Annotated in this window: 18 protein-coding genes; 10 read left to right on the top strand and 8 right to left on the bottom strand. The window is 63.4% G+C overall.

Translation table 11 applies throughout. The features are described 5' to 3' along the window. The first annotated feature begins 28 nt into the window (after positions 1 to 28). Together groES and groL are read left to right on the top strand one after the other, a co-directional pair. Positions 29 to 322: a co-chaperone GroES gene (groES, locus tag ACTRWB_RS13810; protein WP_048251535.1), complete on the top strand. Its 294-nt coding sequence runs from the start codon at positions 29 to 31 to the stop codon at positions 320 to 322. Positions 323 to 368: 46 nt separating this feature from the next. Beyond that, positions 369 to 2009, top strand: coding sequence for a chaperonin GroEL (groL, locus tag ACTRWB_RS13805; protein ID WP_047899968.1), 1641 nt, complete (start codon positions 369 to 371; stop codon positions 2007 to 2009). 143 nt (positions 2010 to 2152) lie between these two features. On the opposite strand, the gene ACTRWB_RS13800 is transcribed toward groL, so the two are convergent. Further along, positions 2153 to 3019: a hydroxymethylpyrimidine/phosphomethylpyrimidine kinase gene (locus ACTRWB_RS13800; RefSeq protein WP_048251533.1), complete on the bottom strand. Its 867-nt coding sequence runs from the start codon at positions 3017 to 3019 to the stop codon at positions 2153 to 2155. 254 nt (positions 3020 to 3273) lie between these two features. Between ACTRWB_RS13800 and ACTRWB_RS13795 the strand changes: the two genes are divergently transcribed. The 8 genes from ACTRWB_RS13795 (at position 3274) to ACTRWB_RS13760 (ending at position 9883) form a co-directional block, all read left to right on the top strand. Then, complete coding sequence (locus ACTRWB_RS13795; protein WP_004186709.1) at positions 3274 to 3444, top strand: rubredoxin; 171 nt, start codon at positions 3274 to 3276, stop codon at positions 3442 to 3444. A 104-nt stretch (positions 3445 to 3548) separates the two neighbouring features. Continuing rightward, positions 3549 to 4850, top strand: a complete 1302-nt coding sequence (locus tag ACTRWB_RS13790; RefSeq protein ID WP_446902219.1) for a hypothetical protein — start codon at positions 3549 to 3551, stop codon at positions 4848 to 4850. Between the two features lie 182 nt (positions 4851 to 5032). Beyond that, positions 5033 to 5611, top strand: coding sequence for a YqgE/AlgH family protein (locus ACTRWB_RS13785; protein WP_011351143.1), 579 nt, complete (start codon positions 5033 to 5035; stop codon positions 5609 to 5611). Next, a complete protein-coding gene (gene ruvX / locus ACTRWB_RS13780; RefSeq protein ID WP_048251531.1) occupies positions 5608 to 6057 on the top strand; it encodes a Holliday junction resolvase RuvX in 450 nt (149 codons plus the stop codon). Before ACTRWB_RS13785 ends, ruvX begins: the two co-directional genes overlap by 4 nt. Next, complete coding sequence (gene pyrR / locus ACTRWB_RS13775) at positions 6044 to 6559, top strand: bifunctional pyr operon transcriptional regulator/uracil phosphoribosyltransferase PyrR (protein ID WP_446902218.1); 516 nt, start codon at positions 6044 to 6046, stop codon at positions 6557 to 6559. Before ruvX ends, pyrR begins: the two co-directional genes overlap by 14 nt. A gap of 74 nt (positions 6560 to 6633) precedes the next feature. Next, positions 6634 to 7665, top strand: coding sequence for an aspartate carbamoyltransferase catalytic subunit (locus ACTRWB_RS13770; RefSeq protein ID WP_027807413.1), 1032 nt, complete (start codon positions 6634 to 6636; stop codon positions 7663 to 7665). Between the two features lie 51 nt (positions 7666 to 7716). Then, positions 7717 to 9006, top strand: coding sequence for a dihydroorotase (locus ACTRWB_RS13765; RefSeq protein WP_446902217.1), 1290 nt, complete (start codon positions 7717 to 7719; stop codon positions 9004 to 9006). A gap of 19 nt (positions 9007 to 9025) precedes the next feature. Beyond that, a complete protein-coding gene (locus ACTRWB_RS13760) occupies positions 9026 to 9883 on the top strand; it encodes a lysophospholipid acyltransferase family protein (protein WP_446902216.1) in 858 nt (285 codons plus the stop codon). A gap of 79 nt (positions 9884 to 9962) precedes the next feature. On the opposite strand, the gene ACTRWB_RS13755 is transcribed toward ACTRWB_RS13760, so the two are convergent. From ACTRWB_RS13755 to ACTRWB_RS13725, 7 genes are all read right to left on the bottom strand, one after another. Next, the gene (locus ACTRWB_RS13755; RefSeq protein ID WP_446902215.1) at positions 9963 to 11192 is read right to left on the bottom strand and encodes a hypothetical protein; all 1230 of its coding nucleotides are present in this window, start codon (positions 11190 to 11192) and stop codon (positions 9963 to 9965) included. A gap of 335 nt (positions 11193 to 11527) precedes the next feature. Further along, a complete protein-coding gene (locus ACTRWB_RS13750) occupies positions 11528 to 12343 on the bottom strand; it encodes a glycosyltransferase family 2 protein (protein WP_446902214.1) in 816 nt (271 codons plus the stop codon). Positions 12344 to 12352: 9 nt separating this feature from the next. Continuing rightward, complete coding sequence (locus ACTRWB_RS13745) at positions 12353 to 12709, bottom strand: SMR family transporter (RefSeq protein WP_446902213.1); 357 nt, start codon at positions 12707 to 12709, stop codon at positions 12353 to 12355. Next, positions 12706 to 13542 (bottom strand): sugar phosphate isomerase/epimerase family protein, encoded by an 837-nt coding sequence (locus ACTRWB_RS13740; RefSeq protein WP_446902212.1) that lies wholly within the window; start codon positions 13540 to 13542, stop codon positions 12706 to 12708. The genes ACTRWB_RS13745 and ACTRWB_RS13740 overlap by 4 nt, the downstream gene beginning before the upstream one ends. Before the next feature lie 7 nt (positions 13543 to 13549). Further along, positions 13550 to 14332 (bottom strand): pyridine nucleotide transhydrogenase, encoded by a 783-nt coding sequence (locus ACTRWB_RS13735; protein ID WP_446902211.1) that lies wholly within the window; start codon positions 14330 to 14332, stop codon positions 13550 to 13552. An 8-nt stretch (positions 14333 to 14340) separates the two neighbouring features. Further along, positions 14341 to 15495 carry an FAD-dependent oxidoreductase gene (locus tag ACTRWB_RS13730; protein ID WP_446902210.1) on the bottom strand — a complete coding sequence of 385 codons (1155 nt, stop codon included), beginning with the start codon at positions 15493 to 15495 and terminating at the stop codon, positions 14341 to 14343. Then, positions 15495 to 16517, bottom strand: coding sequence for a glycosyltransferase (locus tag ACTRWB_RS13725; protein ID WP_446902209.1), 1023 nt, complete (start codon positions 16515 to 16517; stop codon positions 15495 to 15497). Before ACTRWB_RS13725 ends, ACTRWB_RS13730 begins: the two co-directional genes overlap by 1 nt. Between the last annotated feature and the right edge of the window lie 492 nt (positions 16518 to 17009).

Raw genomic sequence — 17009 nt, 5'->3', positions numbered from 1 at the left:
TTCAATCTCAGTCAAGAGAGGAGTGAATATGAACCTTCGTCCTTTGCACGATCGCGTGATCGTCAAGCGCCTGGATCAGGAAACCAAGACCGCCTCGGGCATCGTGATCCCCGAAGCCGCTGCTGAAAAGCCGGATCAAGGCGAGATCCTCGCGGTCGGCCCGGGCAAGCGTGACGACAAGGGTGCACAGATCGCGCTCGACGTGAAGGTCGGCGATCGCGTCCTGTTCGGCAAGTACGCAGGCCAGACCGTGAAGGTCGACGGCCAGGAACTGCTGGTCATGCGCGAAGAAGACATCATGGCCGTGGTCAACGCTAACTAAGCGTCCTCCGACGGTACATATTCCCAAGAATTCAAGGAGTTAGAAGATGGCAGCTAAAGACGTCGTATTCGGCGATTCCGCCCGTTCGAAGATGGTCGAAGGCGTGAACATTCTCGCCAACGCAGTCAAGGTCACGCTGGGTCCGAAGGGCCGCAACGTGGTGCTCGAGCGCAGCTTCGGCGGCCCGACGGTCACCAAGGACGGTGTGTCGGTCGCGAAGGAAATCGAGCTGAAGGACAAGCTCCAGAACATGGGCGCGCAAATGGTCAAGGAAGTCGCTTCCAAGACCAGCGACAACGCAGGCGACGGCACGACGACGGCAACCGTCCTCGCGCAATCGATCGTTCGCGAAGGCATGAAGTACGTCGCATCGGGCATGAACCCGATGGACCTGAAGCGCGGCATCGACAAGGCAGTCGCAGCGGCTGTCGAAGAGCTGAAGAAGATCAGCAAGCCGTGCACGACGAACAAGGAAATCGCACAGGTCGGCTCGATCTCGGCGAACAGCGATTCGTCGATCGGCGATCGCATCGCTGAAGCGATGGACAAGGTCGGCAAGGAAGGCGTGATCACCGTCGAAGACGGCAAGTCACTGGCCGACGAACTCGACGTCGTCGAAGGCATGCAATTCGACCGCGGCTACCTGTCGCCGTACTTCATCAACAACCCGGACAAGCAAGTTGCCGTCCTCGACAACCCGTTCGTGCTGCTGCACGACAAGAAGGTGTCGAACATCCGTGATCTGCTGCCGGTACTCGAGCAAGTCGCGAAGGCTGGCCGTCCGCTGCTGATCATCGCTGAAGACGTCGAAGGCGAAGCGCTCGCAACGCTGGTCGTCAACAACATCCGCGGCATCCTGAAGACCGTTGCGGTCAAGGCACCGGGCTTCGGCGATCGTCGCAAGGCGATGCTGGAAGACATCGCGATCCTGACCGGCGGTCAAGTCGTCGCGGAAGAAACCGGCCTGACGCTCGAGAAGGCAACGCTGGCAGAACTGGGCCAGGCGAAGCGTATCGAAGTGGGCAAGGAAAACACGACGATCATCGACGGCGCAGGCGAAGCCGTGAACATCGAAGCACGCGTGAAGCAAGTGCGCGCGCAAATCGAAGAAGCGACGTCGGACTACGACCGTGAAAAGCTGCAAGAGCGCGTGGCCAAGCTGGCCGGCGGCGTGGCAGTGATCAAGGTCGGTGCTGCGACCGAAGTCGAAATGAAGGAAAAGAAGGCACGTGTCGAAGACGCACTGCACGCAACGCGCGCAGCTGTGGAAGAAGGCATCGTGGCAGGCGGCGGCGTTGCGCTGATCCGCGCTCGCACCGCGATCGCGGGCCTGACCGGCCTGAACGCCGACCAGAACGCCGGCATCAAGATCGTGCTGCGCGCCATGGAAGAGCCGCTGCGCCAGATCGTCACGAACGGCGGCGAAGAAGCCAGCGTCGTGGTGGCGGCAGTTGCTGCAGGCAATGGCAACTACGGCTACAACGCAGCAACGGGCGAGTACGTCGACATGGTCGAAGCCGGTGTCGTCGACCCGACCAAGGTCACGCGCACCGCACTGCAGAACGCAGCTTCGGTTGCAGGCCTGCTGCTGACGACGGACGCAGCTGTTGCAGAACTGCCGAAGGAAGATGCACCGATGGCTGGCGGCATGCCGGGCGGCATGGGCGGCATGGGCATGGACATGTAATCGACTTCGGTCGATGGTGTCCGGAGCGCGCAGCGATGCGCGTTCCAGCCAAAAGAAAAGACCCGCAGCGATGCGGGTCTTTTTTTATTTGCGCGCGGGATTCACTGCACGCGCGGGCCGGCGTTCAGCCCGCCGCACGCGCTTCAATGCCGGTGCGACGTCCTCGGCACCGGGTCGACCTTCGTGGCCGGCGGCGTGTCCGAGTCTTCGTTGCTGCGCGCCCAGAAGAACCGGTCGGGCATATGCGCACCCATGCCGGGCCGGAACGCGTCGCGCACGGCCTGGTACAAGTACTCCTGCGCCTCGCGGACCGCTTCGGGCGGCTCCTGGCCGTTCGCGAGCAGCGCCGCGATCGCAGCGCCGAGCGTGTCGGTGATGCCCATCAGCCGGTGCGGCGAGCGATCCCACATGTCCTCGCGGAGCTGGCCTTCCTCGCCGTACAGCGTGTTGACGAGCCGGTGCGAGCCCATTTCGGACGACAGGATGTACTCGCAACCCTGCGACAGCAGGTGCGATACGGCCGCGTCGAGATTCGGCGCCTCGGCATCGCCGTCCGGCTGTGCGAGCGCGATCAGCGTCGCGTAGTCGGCGACCAGCAGCGTCGTCTGGGGCGCCAGCAGGTCGGCGATCGATTCGCGCAGGTCGTCGGCTGCCAGCACGTGTTCGTCGTCGAGCGTGAAGTCCGGCGCGAGCACGAGCGGCACACCGTCGTAGTCGGCGACGACCTCGGCGATCGCGCTCACGACTTCCGCGCGCGTCGCCGCGCCGATCTTGAACGCGGCGACCGGCATGTCCTCGAGCAACATGCGCGCCTGGGCGGCGACGACGTCGGGATCGAGGCCGGTCACTTCGTCGCAGGCGGCCGAGTCGCGCACGGTGTAGCCCGTCAGGACGGACACGCCGTGACAGCCCATGCTCGCCAGGGTCATCAGATCGGCTTGGAGGCCGGAGCCGCCGGTGGGATCGGACAGGCCGAAGGTGAGGACGATCGGAGGGGCGTTGCTGGACATGTAAAAATGGGGCAAGAGAAAAACGGGAAAGCGACGGGTATGCGGACGGCGAGGCGAAATGGGCTTTTTCGGCCCTGTGTTGCCCGGCAGGCCGCACTTTTCAGCCATTATGCGGCGTAATCCGGCCCGCACGACGGATTTTTTAGCGCAGCGCAACGTAGTTGCCGTACTCCAGCGCGATTGCTAGGCAGTCCGGCCCCGACACGGTACCATCATGGCTCCCGAATTTACCGACTTTCCCGACGCGGCTTAAGATGGAATACAAGAGCTGGATGTGCCTGATTTGTGGCTGGATTTACGACGAAGAAGCCGGGCTGCCGGAAGAGGGCATTGCCCCGGGCACGCGCTGGGAAGACGTCCCGATCAACTGGACGTGTCCCGAATGCGGCGCCCGCAAGGAAGACTTCGAGATGGTCCAGATCTGACCGGACCCTTGGCCCACGGACACACCGCTCAGGCCTCGCATCGGCCCGGCGCTCGCGCGCCGAGGTTCGCGCGAGCGACTCGACGATGACAGGCGCGCGTGTCCATGACGGCCGATCCGGCGAACATTCCCCAACCTGACGCACTGCCCAACCCGCGTGGCGGGGCGGTGCGTGCAGCCGACGCGTGGCTTGCGGCCGCCGCCGACGCATTCGAACGTCGCGACGACGCAACCGCGCCGCTGTCCGCTGCCGCGGCCGTGCTGGCGGAAGCCGGCTGGCTGCCGGCCGCGCGTTTCGCGGGGCAACTATCGGCCGCCGCGGCGCTCGTCGCCACCGAGCCGACTTCGGCCGGCTGGCGTGCCGCGTTGCGCGATTTTCGCGCGGCCGTCGGGCGCCACAACCTGCGCGAGCTAGCCTGCTCGCCCGTTCTCTTCGAGCATTTCCGTGCGTTGCGTGCGCAAAGCGCCGCCGACCTGCGCGCGAGCGTGCCGCTCGACGCGCTCGCGCTCGTCGGCCGCGCGGTGCCGCCAGCGACGCTGCGGGCGCTGCCCGATGCGTTCGCGACCCGGATACGCGCCCGCTACGAGCAGGCGCTGCTCGGCGTGCTGCGCGCGCAGCAAGGCGCGCCCGATGCGGCGCTCGACGAACTCGAGGCGATGCTGGCGGCGCTCACCGACGACGGGCCGTACGATTTCTGGCGGCTCGCGACCGCGTGCCTGCGTGCGCTGCGCGCAAGCGGCGCGCCGGAGCTGAAGCGTTTTCTCGCGCGGACGAACCTGCTGCTCGGCGAGCATGCACAGGGTCGGCGCAGTGCGCCGCCCGAACTCGTGTGCGAGGCGGTTGCGCTGTTATGGCGCGATTTCGCGCTGTTCGGCGCCGCGGCCGAGGATGTCGCGCTCGTCGACGTGCTGCACGACTACGGGCTGACGGTCGACTGGCACGTCGCCGGCACGCCCGCGTCCGAAGCGCTGTGGGAGGCCGATGCCGCGCGGGCCGAGCACGATGCGGTGGTCGCCGCGCCGACCCGCACGCTCGGCGTCGTGACCGTCAATGCGCATGCCTATGAGGATTTCCTGCAGACGGCCGATGCGTCGATGGTCGATCTCGCGGTCGATCCGGCCGCCGCCGACGCGGGTGCCGCGTGGCATGCGTCCGGCGCCGCCTACCGGGTCGGCACGGCCGCGTGCGCGCTCGGGCTCGGCCACGCGGCGCTGCTGGCCGATACGCTCGGCCTGGCGTGGCGCCGTGCGGCGCACGGCGTGCCGCTCGCGGACGGCGGCCTCGATGCGCACCGTCACGCGTCCGACATGTTGCGCGCGGCGCTGCTGAAGATCGCGGCCGGCGTCGCGCCGCCCGACCTCACCGCGGCGTCCGCGGCGCTTGGCGCGGCGCTCGGCCGGACCTGACGCACAAGGGGACGGACACATGGCGGCGGCCCTTGCCGCGCGGGCCTGCAACACGCTCCCGACAGCGCCCGCGCGCGTGTTAGAGTGCCGTGTGATCCGCGCGCGCCGTTGCCAGCGTGGCGCGGCGTTGCTTGTTGATCGCGGCCCGGTCAGGTCGCGGCGTCTTTGCTAAAATTCAAACCATGTCAAAGCCTTCCGATCGCATCAATCTCACCAACCAGTTCCTGATCGCCATGCCGAACATGGCGGATCCGACGTTTTCGGGAACGGTGGTCTATCTTTGCGATCACAGCGAGCGCGGTGCGCTCGGCCTCGTCATCAATCGTCCCACCGACATCGACCTCGAATCGCTGTTCAACCGCATCGACCTGAAGCTCGACATCGAGCCGTTGCTGCACATTCCCGTGTACTTCGGCGGCCCGGTCCAGACCGAGCGCGGTTTCGTGCTGCACGAGCCGGTGGAGGGCGCGAGCTACAACTCGTCGATGTCCGTCGAAGGCGGGCTGGAGATGACGACGTCGAAGGACGTGCTCGAGGCGGTCGCGACGGGCACCGGCCCGAAGCGCTTCCTGCTGACGCTCGGCCATGCGGGCTGGGGCGCAGGGCAGCTCGAGGAAGAAATTTCCCGCAACGGCTGGCTGACGGTCGCCGCCGATCCGCGCATCGTGTTCGACACGCCGGCCGAAGAGCGCTTCGAAGCCGCACTTGGCCTGCTCGGCGTCAGTTCGTCGATGCTGTCAGGCGAAGCAGGGCACGCATGAGTGGCGCGAGCGCGCGCGATGCGACGCTCATGGCGTTCGACTACGGCGAAAAGCGTATCGGCGTCGCGATCGGCAATGCGCTGACGCGCTCGGCCCGCGCGCTTCTCGTGATCCAGAACCTGAACCGCGAACACCGCTTCAAGGCGGTCGGCGACCTGCTGGCCGAATGGCGGCCGGACGCGCTCGTCGTCGGCCTGCCGATGCATCCGGACGGCACGCCGCACGACATGACGCAGCAGGCGAAGCGGTTCGGCAACCAGCTGAACGGCCGTTTCGGGCTGCCCGTCACGTGGGTCGACGAGCGCTATTCGTCGGTCGAGGCCGAGGCCGGGCTGCGCGAGCGCAACGTGCGCGGCCGCGCCCGGGCCGAGATGCTCGATGCCGAGGCCGCCCGCGTCATCCTTCAACAGTATCTCGATCAATTGTCCGACCATGAGCACCATTGATGCCGAGGCGCTTTACCGCGTCCTGCTCGACCAGATCCGCGCCGCGTACGGTACGGCTTTCGCCGAACCGGACGGCCCGCGCCTCGCCGGCATTTACAGCGGCGGCGCGTGGCTTGCCGAGCGTCTCGCGCGCGATCTCGGCGCACCGGCGTTCGGCGTCGTGAACGTTGCGCTGCATCGCGACGACTACGCGAAGAAGGGCCTGCACAGCCAAGCCAGCCCGACGTCGCTGCCGTTCGAGATCGACGGCGCGCGCATCGTGCTCGTCGACGATGTGCTGTACACCGGGCGCACCGTGCGCGCGGCGCTCAACGAGCTGTTCGACTATGGCCGTCCGGCCGCGGTCGAGCTCGCGGTGCTCGCCGATCGCGGCGGCCGCGAGCTGCCGGTCGCTGCGCGTTTCGCGGGCGGCGCGCTCGACGTGCCGGCCGGCGCGACGCTCGTGCTCGCGCGCGACGATGCCGCGCAGTTCACGCTGCGCGTCGAGGCGCACGGCGCCTGAACGGCACGCGAAACCGTATCCCGGGCCGCTGGTTCGCACCGCGGCCCGTTTGCATAGTTGGAATCACGCACACCATGACCACCGACACCACTGGCCGCACCGGCAATCCCGCCGCGGCCGCGAGCCCCGATCGATTCCGCTACGGTTTCCTGAAGGGCAACCCGCAGCTCACGAAAAACGGCGAGCTGAAGCATCTGCTGTCGATCGAGGGCCTGCCGCGCTCGATCGTCAATCACATCCTCGATACGGCCGAGCAGTTCGTCAGCGTGACGGACCGTGAAGTGAAGAAGGTGCCGCTGCTGCGCGGCAAGTCCGTCTTCAACCTGTTCTTCGAGAACTCCACGCGCACGCGCACGACCTTCGAGATCGCCGCGACGCGCCTGTCGGCCGACGTGCTGAACCTGAACATCAATGCGTCGTCGACGAGCAAGGGCGAATCGCTGCTCGACACGATCAACAACCTGTCGGCGATGCACGCCGACCTGTTCGTCGTGCGCCACGCGTCGAGCGGCGCGCCGTACCTGATCGCCGAGCATTGCGCGCCGCACGTGCACGTGATCAACGCCGGCGACGGCCGTCATGCGCACCCGACGCAGGGCCTGCTCGACATGTACACGATCCGTCACTACAAGCGCGACTTCACGAAGCTGCGCGTGGCGATCGTCGGCGACATCCTCCATTCGCGCGTCGCGCGCTCCGACATCCATGCACTCACCACGCTCGGCGTGCCGGAAGTGCGTGCGATCGGCCCGCGCACGCTGCTGCCGGGCGGTCTCGAGCAGATGGGCGTGAAGGTGTTCCACAACCTCGACGAAGGGCTGAAGGGCGTCGACGTGATCATCATGCTGCGCCTGCAGAACGAGCGGATGAGCGGCGCGCTGCTGCCGTCCGCGCAGGAATACTTCAAGACCTGGGGCCTGACGCCCGAGCGCCTCGCGCTCGCCGCGCCCGATGCGATCGTGATGCACCCGGGCCCGATGAACCGCGGCGTCGAGATCGATTCGCAGGTCGCCGACGGTCCGCAGTCGGTGATCCTCAACCAGGTCACGTTCGGCATCGCCGTGCGGATGGCGGTGATGGGCATCGTCGCCGGCAACAACGACTGAGCCCGCTTTCGCGCATCCTTTTCACGCAATCAACGCATTCACAGACAGCGCATGAAGATTCATATCAAAGGCGGCACGCTGATCGACCCGGTCGCCGGCACCGAGCGGCAGGCCGACGTATTCGTCGCGGCGGGCAAGATCGCCGCGATCGCCGAGGCCGGCACGGCGGCGCCGGCCGATTTCAACGCCGCGAAGACCATCGACGCATCGGGCCTGATCGTCGCGCCCGGCCTCGTCGACCTGTGCGCGCGGCTGCGCGAGCCCGGCTACGAGCACAAGGCGACGCTCGCGTCCGAGATGGCCGCGGCCGTCGCGGGCGGCGTCACGACCCTCGTGTGCCCGCCGGATACCGATCCCGTGCTCGACGAGCCGGGCCTCGTCGAGATGCTCAAGTACCGCGCGCGCAACCTGCACCAGGCGAACGTGCATCCGCTCGGCGCGCTGACGGTCGGTCTCAAGGGTGAGGTGATCACCGAGATGGTCGCGCTGACCGAGTCCGGCTGCGTCGGCTTCACGCATGCCAACGTGCCGGTGCGCGACACGCAGGTGCTGCTGCGCGCGCTGCAGTACGCGAGCACCTATGACTACACCACGTGGCTGCGCCCGCTCGACGCGTTCATCGGCCGCGGCGGCGTCGCCGCGAGCGGTGCGCTCGCGTCGCGGCTCGGGCTGTCCGGCGTGCCGGTCGCGGCCGAGACGATCGCGCTGCACACGATCTTCGAACTGATGCGCGTGACGGGCGCGCGCGTGCACCTCGCGCGGCTGTCGTCGGCGGCCGGTCTCGCGCTCGTGCGTGAGGCGAAGGCCGAAGGGCTGCCCGTCACCTGCGACGTCGGCGTGAACCATCTGCACCTGATCGACGTCGACATTGGCTACTTCGATTCGCAGTTCCGGCTCGACCCGCCGCTGCGCAGCGAGCGCGACCGCGAAGCGATCCGCGTGGCGCTCGCCGACGGCACGATCGACGCGATCTGCTCCGACCACACGCCTGTCGACGACGACGAGAAGCTGCTGCCGTTCGGCGAAGCGACGCCGGGTGCGACGGGGCTCGAGCTGCTGCTGTCGCTGACGCTGAAGTGGGCGGAAGAAACGCGCACGCCGCTCGCGCAGGCGCTGCGCCGTATCACGTCCGCGCCGGCCGATGTGCTGAAGCTGCCGGCCGGCCGCCTGGCCGAAGGCGGCGCGGCTGACCTGTGCGTGTTCGATCCGCGCGCACACTGGCGCGTCGAGCCGCGTGCGCTGAAGAGCCAGGGCCACAACTCGCCGTTCCTCGGTTACGAACTGCCTGCCTGCGTGCGCACGACGCTCGTCGCCGGGCAGATCGCGTTCGAGCGCCACTGACCCACGCCGGACCCTCGCCATGACCGCCCTTCGCAAGCTGCGTCTCGTCTTTCACCTGTTGCGCGGCATGGCGATCGTCGCGCTGCGTTTTTCGCACGTCACGCCCGCGCGCCGCGCCGAGATGACGCGCCGCTGGTCGCTCAAGATGCTGCGGATCTGCGGGATGCGTGTCGTCGTCCATAACGACGGTGCGCGGCTCGACGCGAGCGCGCTCGTGGTCGGCAATCACGTGTCGTGGCTCGACATCTACGCGATCAACGCGTGGCGGCCGACGCCGTTCGTGTCGAAGGCCGAGGTGCGGCAGTGGCCGGTCGTCGGCTGGCTCGCCGAGAAGCTCGACACCGTGTTCCTGCAGCGCGAGAAGCGCACCGAGGCGATGCGGATCATGCACGAGATGGCCGAGCGCCTGCGCAACGGCGGGCTGATGTGCGTGTTTCCGGAGGGGACGACGACCGACGGGCAGGAACTGCTGCCGTTCCATGCGAACCTGTTCCAGGCCGCGGTATCGGCCGGCTGCGCGGTGCAGCCGATCTGCCTGATGTACGAGGACGCGCAGCGACGGCAGTCGGTCGCGCCGGCCTACACGGGCGAGCTGTCGCTCGGCAAGTCGCTCGACATGGTGTTGCGCGGCGGCCCGCTCGTCGCGCACCTGTACGTGTGCGAACCGATCGCGCCGGGCGGTGACCGGCGCACGACGTCCGCGGCGGCGCGCGAAGCGATCGCGGCCGCGCTGGCGAAGCTGCAGGCGAACGTCGGCAAGCCGACGGCCGAGTCGCTCGCGGAGCTGGCCAGGCATGCGTATCCGGCGACCGAACTCGGCGCCGGCACGGCGGGCGACGGGGCGGCCGACCAGCCCGTGCCGGGGCGCGAAGGGTAGGTTGTTACGTCGTCGTCCAATATTCGCGTCGGTCCTGCAGCCAATCGGTGTTGCCGCGCTTTTCAGCGTCTGACGCCTGTCAGACGCGTGAGCGCAAATGGCGTGCGTACGCTGCGATCTCCGAGCCGTACTGGAGCATCAGAATGCAGAAACCAATTCCAATCGTGGCGGCGAAAATGTTCCACTCGTACATGAAGTGCCACATGATGTGCTGATATCCGAACACGTACCACGACACATAGGACAAGGGTGCCCAGACGAATATCAACTTCTCCAGCCGCGTAAGTCGGTGGAAGCGCACCAACAAGGCGATGGTTGCGATAGCGAAAACATTGCCTTCCGTCAGCTTCCATTCACGGAACCACGGAAAGACAAAGGCGGTGTCACCCATTCGGCCGCGAATGACATCGAAGAACTGTGTGGTGAGCGGTACCGGGACATTGTCGAAACTGGCGGTGCGCTGGGTCAGGGACGAGAATGCCAGTTCGGCACCCGCGCGAAGAGAGCTTCGACCGATCGCGTGACAGACGATCAAAACATGATCGATAGCGGCGATAAGAAATCCAAAGCACACCGATGCAAATATGGCGATGCTGACCTGGATGAGATGCCGGTTCGATCCTCGCATAAAGCATAATGCGGAAAACACGCAGTTGATGGTGTAGATGGTCGCAAATTCGTAGCCTCGTGAAAAATTGAGAAAAGAAAGTGCGACGAAGCCTGCGTAAAGCGCCCAGTTTTTCCATCGACCTGCCGCGATCGCTGAAAAAGCAAACGGTGCATAAAATATCGGGGAAATGAAATAGAGATTCTGCGCGAAAAACACGAATCCTGCGAGTGAGGAGAGCAGAATGGGTACAAGAGGTGCGCAACCGAGCTGGTAATCCCTGACAATTCTTCTGAAAAATATGCTGAGAATCAGGGCCAGCAGCAGTGCGTTTGTGAATCGGAGTGCGGCCAGAAAAACATCGATCTGTTTTTCTGTTTTCAAATTTAAGCCGCGCGCCACCAAGGAAGCGGCATAAGCCTGCAGGGCTAGATTCGTATAATAAAGGCGTGTTCCGTCGGTATGGTAGGCGTAATCGTTATCCGGATATCCGCGGGGAATGATCAGTAGAACGCCTTTGTTTTCCGTGCCGAGGATCTCGTTCTTGACTTTGTCCCTTACCAGGTATTCGGAAAACGAGTCGACAATGTCGATGTATTTTCCTTTGCCATCACCAATGTCGTGACGCAATCCGGCTGGATTGAAAATAAAAACCGTTGCTATAATCAGTGGAAATAGCACTAACCAAGTCAGACGCTGCATGATTGTCTCTGTAAATTCCTTGAATCCGACCGATCCGAACATCCACGCGGAACCCTTTCATCTAGTCGCGCTGCACGATTTCGATTTGCCTTGCAGGAGCCAACGATCGATTGACAGAATTCATGTTTTTGATTTTTGAGGTGGTGTGCAGTTCCGAAAAAGACGGCGATAAAGACAAGGCCGAAAGTGAGTCACCTGGAATCGCATAGCCCTGTTTTGAGGTCATTTTCGATTGAAACCTTGGTTGGCTGTCACTTTGCACGGCGGAGGCGGTCTGTGTGCGGCCAGCAACAGCACGCATCTGCGATGTAATGGCACGCTATGGCGGATAGCGGTCATACGTTATAGGCGCCGAAGCACGCTTTAAAAAGCATCTTCAACACCGCGACGTTACCCTTCACAGCGCTAATCTTCGTGGGCACCTCACCTTTAGGGTAGCGGCGGGTGGTTGCCAGTTCCATGCATCGGTAGCCGAGCTTGGGGGCGCGGTACGACAGATAGACGAGCAGCTCGTAACTCATGAACACGTTGCGAAAGATCGCGATCTTCGGATCGAGCAGCATGCGCCGGCTATAGCCCCGGAAACCTTGTGTGGTGTCGGTCCATGAGAAGCCGGAGAACAGGCTTAGCATTGGCGCGTGAATGAATCGAATCGCGAAGTCGCGGGATTTCGGTGTGTTCTCGGCGATGCCTCCAGCGAGAAAGCGCGACGCCTGGACGAAGTCGGCGCCTTGCTCGAGCGCGTGGATGAAGCGGGGAATGGCTTCCGGGTCGTCCTTGTCGTTTCCGTCGATGGTGACGATATGCTCGTAGTCCTGCTTCAGCGCGAACGCATAGGCGCAACGCAACTGCGCGCTCAATTTTCCGGGCGCCGTTTTCAGGAGCAGTCCGCGTACGTCATGCTCGCGCAGGAATGCTTCTGCGAGCGAGCCATCGGTGCTTCCGCCATCCACGATGATGATATCGGCGCTCGCGGCAATGTGCTTTGCACGCATGCGTGCCAATAGACTGCGAATGCGATCGCCTTCATTAATCACCGGAATGATGACGCATGCCCGGTGCTGCTTTCCCAGCCATAGCAGCGTGTCGAAGCTCGGGACCTGCCATGCGGCGCGGTCGTCGCCCAAGGGCGAAGCGGGTACAGTGTTCATGGATTTTCGTCAGGCTACGCGCATGGTCAGGAGAACCACGCCCGTCACGATCAGGCCGATCCCCGCGCCTGTCGTCCAGTGAAACGGTTCTCGGAAGATGAGCACGGAACTCAGTGCAACGGAAGCGATCGCGCCCGACGTCAGCACGGGATGCGCGACGTTGAGCGGTAATCGTGCCAGCGCCGCAGCATAAAGTAGAAATGCCGCGCCATACAATGCCAGGCCGAGCCAGAACGGCCAGTTCGTCAAGGCAGCCATGGGGGCGGACAAGGACGGAAACTTGCGCGGTGGAAGCATGGCGAACTTGACGAGCACGCTTGCCGCTGCGTTGGACGCAATGCCCAGCGCCAGAATGATCCACTTCATTTCGATGCTCCGGCTCCTGGGTTGCCATAGCACGAAAGTGCCTTTTTTAGCGCTCTCTCGATGGACACGTGATGAGGCTCGTCGTTCGTCGCCACCATTTCCAGGGTGACGATATGCCCCGGCAGGAAGTTGCGGATGCTGTGTGCGATCGAGGCGTGATCGCAAGAACCGTCGCCGATGGGTATCAGGCCGGGCTCACTCGCGTGGATATGGCCGACCAGGGGCGCGCAGGCAATCACGGTTGCCGCCGCGTCTTCGGCATTGATCGTCATCGCGCCCGTGTCCAACTGCATCCTGATCGCTGAGTGCCCGATTTGTCTGACAACGCTCAAAGTCTCTTCGCTCGTGGTCATGAAATTCGCGCCGTAACGAGGAGGATTGGGCTCCAGGCAGAGCATGACGCCATGCTCACCCGCGATATCGCCCAAGCGCTGAAAGAACGGCACGGCGATCTCGAGCGCCTGGTCATCGCTGAGTTCACCGCGGTCGCGGTTCTTCGGTGATCCGAACACGAGACGCGTCGCGCCAACACCCCTGCCGATGCGGCAGACCGCTTCCATGTGCGCGACCATGGCTTCGCGGCTGTCGCGGGAGCCAAACACGTTGAGACCTGTCGTGCCGAACAGCAGGGACTGCATGCCGACTATCTCGATGCCGTGTCTGTTCCACCAGTCCTTGACGCGGACCATATCCTCGGCGCTCGCCGCCGCAGGCTCGGGGAAGTACTTCCCCGGGGCGATGTCGATAGCGTCTACGCCATAGCGTGTATAGAGCGTCGCCAGCGTTTCGTCCTCGGCAACGTCCCATGCGATATTGGAGACTGAAATTCTCATGCGATGTTCACGCTCGAGCGGTGCCGGCGCGGGGCTCGGACTGGGCATAGGCGCGCACGGCCTGCACGGTTTCGCGCCTGCTGTACTGGTAATGACCGGAAGCGCCGAACAGATTGGCATGACGCGTGCGCAGATCGTAGCTGGCCGGCGCATTTCCAAGGTGTTGTTCGAACGGCTTGCCGAATCCCTGTGCCGAAATGTCGGCGACGCTGATGGGCTCGGCGGTGAGATGGATCAGCTTGAGTCCCGCATTGCGCGCAATCGCGATGTCGGCGGCAAGATTGACCATCGGATAGAACTGGAACACGCCACGGCTGTCGATAACGCCCAAGTTGTTGTCGTTGAGGAAATCGAAAATGACATTCTTGCGCAGGCCCGGCCCGACGAGCCCCGGGAGGCGCACGACAAGATGGTCGGGAAAGTGCGATTCGACGAATTTCTCCAGGTGGCGGCGATTTTTGCCATATGCGTGAAGGTCAGCCTCTTCCACTGCGGAGCCTTCGTCTACGCCGACGGGATGCTTGAAAACATCGACCGTGCTGATCAGCGTGAAATGACGGCAGCGGATCGTTCCGAGATGCGCGATCAGGTCTTCGATGTTCCGCAGGTCGGCTTCCGGCTCGCGGTTGGCAATCCATTTCTGTGCGGGTGTGCCGGCGCACACGACATCGTCGAAGGACTGGCCGTCGATATGTCCGATGTCGGTCGATCGGTACAGTGATTCGAATGTGCTCTGCCTGAGCAATGATTGCCCGACAAAGCCGGAGAATCCGATAAGCGCGTTAGTCATGTCAAGTTTCACTGGCAAAGTGATTGATCCGAGGGCACGATGAGTGTTTCGGCGTCGAGTTTCTCGAGCACGTCGTAGATATTGTCGATCTTTCCGCCCAGAATCGAGAAGCAACCAGGCAAATCACGGTGCTTTTCAAACAGAATCGGCCGCCCATCGTCGACTTCGTTCTTGGTAAGCACGGTCTTGATTTCGAAGAGCGATTCCATGTACTTCGCGTTTCGCACCGACGGCATATAACGCGCGGCATCACGAATCATGCGGTCCATGTGCGTATCCCGCGGATATGTGGCCAAGCGAAGATAGGGGTCGACGTGACGCTCGTCGTCCCAGTGCAGATGAGGTGTGTATCGCACATGCGAGAGCGTATGGAGTCCGCGCGACGGGAACGGCATCATTGAGAAAAACGGTCCGTCCATCACCGTGATCCCCTTGTCTTCCAGTTCGGGTGGTGCCTGCACCAGCGCCATCTCGGTGATCTCGTGCTTGAGGCACGTATGCGTGCCGGGAAAGTCGCCGCTGAACTGGTTGAGGCCGCTGTATGTGCAGTTAAAGAGGTGGTACGCGTTCAGTTGGTACAGATCACCTTGGGCGTCACGTGCAACGACGGCCAGTTGTCCATTGTCCGTGCGGTTGATTGCTTCCGCTCGCGTGCGCAGGCGCACATCGACGGCCGCATCGAGCAGTTCGTCGCGCACCCAGGCGGCGAGCCGTTGCGAGTCGAACGCATACTCTTGCACGACGAATACGTCTTCAATCAGTCGAGGCTCGAACAGCGCCTTGAGCGGCGGTGCCGCTGGCTCCAGTTGGGCGTTCGTCTCGCGGCAAAATCGCTGAAACTGTTTTGAGGTGACCTTTGAGTTGCGGCGCGCGATGGCGTACAGCTTGGTGAAGTCCGTCTTCACTACTTGCGGCCAGTCGCGTACGAACTTGGGCAGATTGATGCGGCTGCGATACGCGGTCGTGAAGCTGCGGGGATAGTGATAGCCGTTGTGTACGCGCGCCTGATTGTTCAACGACGCACGTTGCAGCAAGTCGGCTTCCCGCTCCAGCAAGCAAATTCTCTTGAATCCGCGTTGACGCACGAGATAGAGCGCGATGACTGCGCCATAGAATCCGCCGCCGATTACCACCGCGTCATACACCGATGTCGATGCTCGCATTAGTGCGCGCGCTCCGCGTGACCGTTTGGTTGGTCGACGGGAGGTTGCGCTTCCTCAACGTTGAGCTTCTCTCGACGCGTCATGCGCGCGCTCGTGAATTCTTGTCCGACATGATAAAGCGGCCCTTCGTTCGAGAGGCTCGCCATGTTCAGGATGTATTCGCCCAGAACCAGCAGGACGAGAGAAATCAGAAAGAACATGCCGGATTGTTGCAGCGAGATGCTGATCCAGCCCGGCGCGACATGCGCTTGAAATAGGCCAATCAGCACCACGTACACCGAATAGACCAGATTGGCGCCCGCACCAAACATGCAGAGCGAAGTCACGACCCGCATCGGAGCCTGCGTCGTCGACACCAGCACTCGCATGCCGCGATCTATGCTCTCGCCGAGGTGCTTGACACGAGACTCCTTCGGCGCAGCGCTATAAAGCAGCTTGCAGCGGCGAAAGCCACCGGTGAGCGGCAAATGGCGATATGTGATTGCCGGTTGCGGATGTTGAAGTATGAAGTTGACGACACGCTTGCTGACGAGCCGGTACGGGGGTGTTTCGTTGGCGAATTTCACACCGCTGGAATAGCGATACAGCAGATCGAACGCCGCGTGAGCAAGCCTGTACGGCACACTTTGTGCAGGCCGCTGCTGGTTATGCGCCAGCACGATGTCGGCCCCGCTCGTGGCCTTGTCCAGCATCGATTCCACGACAGAGATGTCGTCGAGCAGCGGATCGAGCACAACGACGAAATCACCGAGCGCATTTTCGAGGCCGACCCAAAACGCCGTGTCCGTGTCGACTTCCTTCGTGAGTGCATAGACCTGAAGGTTCGGCTGCCCGGATTCCGAAGTCAGGTCACGCAAGGTCGCTACGCTTTCGTCTTCGGATGCGTTGTCGACGATGATCAACTCGTAATCGGACACCAGACGGTCCACCGTCGCGGCAGCCTCGCTCACAAGCGTTTCGATACATGCGCTTTGGTTGCGAACAAGTAAGACGACCGAGAGGAATATGGGGAACGGCTTCATTTGTACCCTTGGCTGTTACCTGTTTGCACCAACCGGAAATTGACTCGCCTGTAGGGGGCTGTAGGAGGGAATTGACCCAGCATTTTAACCGGTGCTGCTTGCTTTTGGACGGGGATTGTGGAGGGGATTCCGATCACAATCTCTGCGCAAGACGAAGTCAATGCGGCTGGTGCCGTTTCATGACAGCTTCGCGCCGGGGCATCGACGAGCAGGCGACATCGGGCACTGGCCTTCGCAATCGTAGTGAAGACTGCGGCCGTATTGCCGGCGGTCACCGTGCTGCGGCTCGGTACCCGGACCCCATCACCCCGCGAGAGCGTCCAGCTCCTGTCGCCCGGTTCGACGGCGACTCAGCGACCCGGTGATGGTTGATTCCCGCCCATGAAGGGCCGTGAGCGGTCAGGTTGCGCGCTGCGACAACGGCTGCGGGCTACTCCCCGGGCGCGCGGCACGCTTCGCATTGCACCTGCGTGACCGTGCGCCCGGCCGGGG

The organism is Burkholderia sp. YIM B11467, assembly GCF_052952715.1.
Note: the sequence above shows the minus strand (reverse complement) of the source record. Positions and strands in the feature narration are given on the sequence as shown.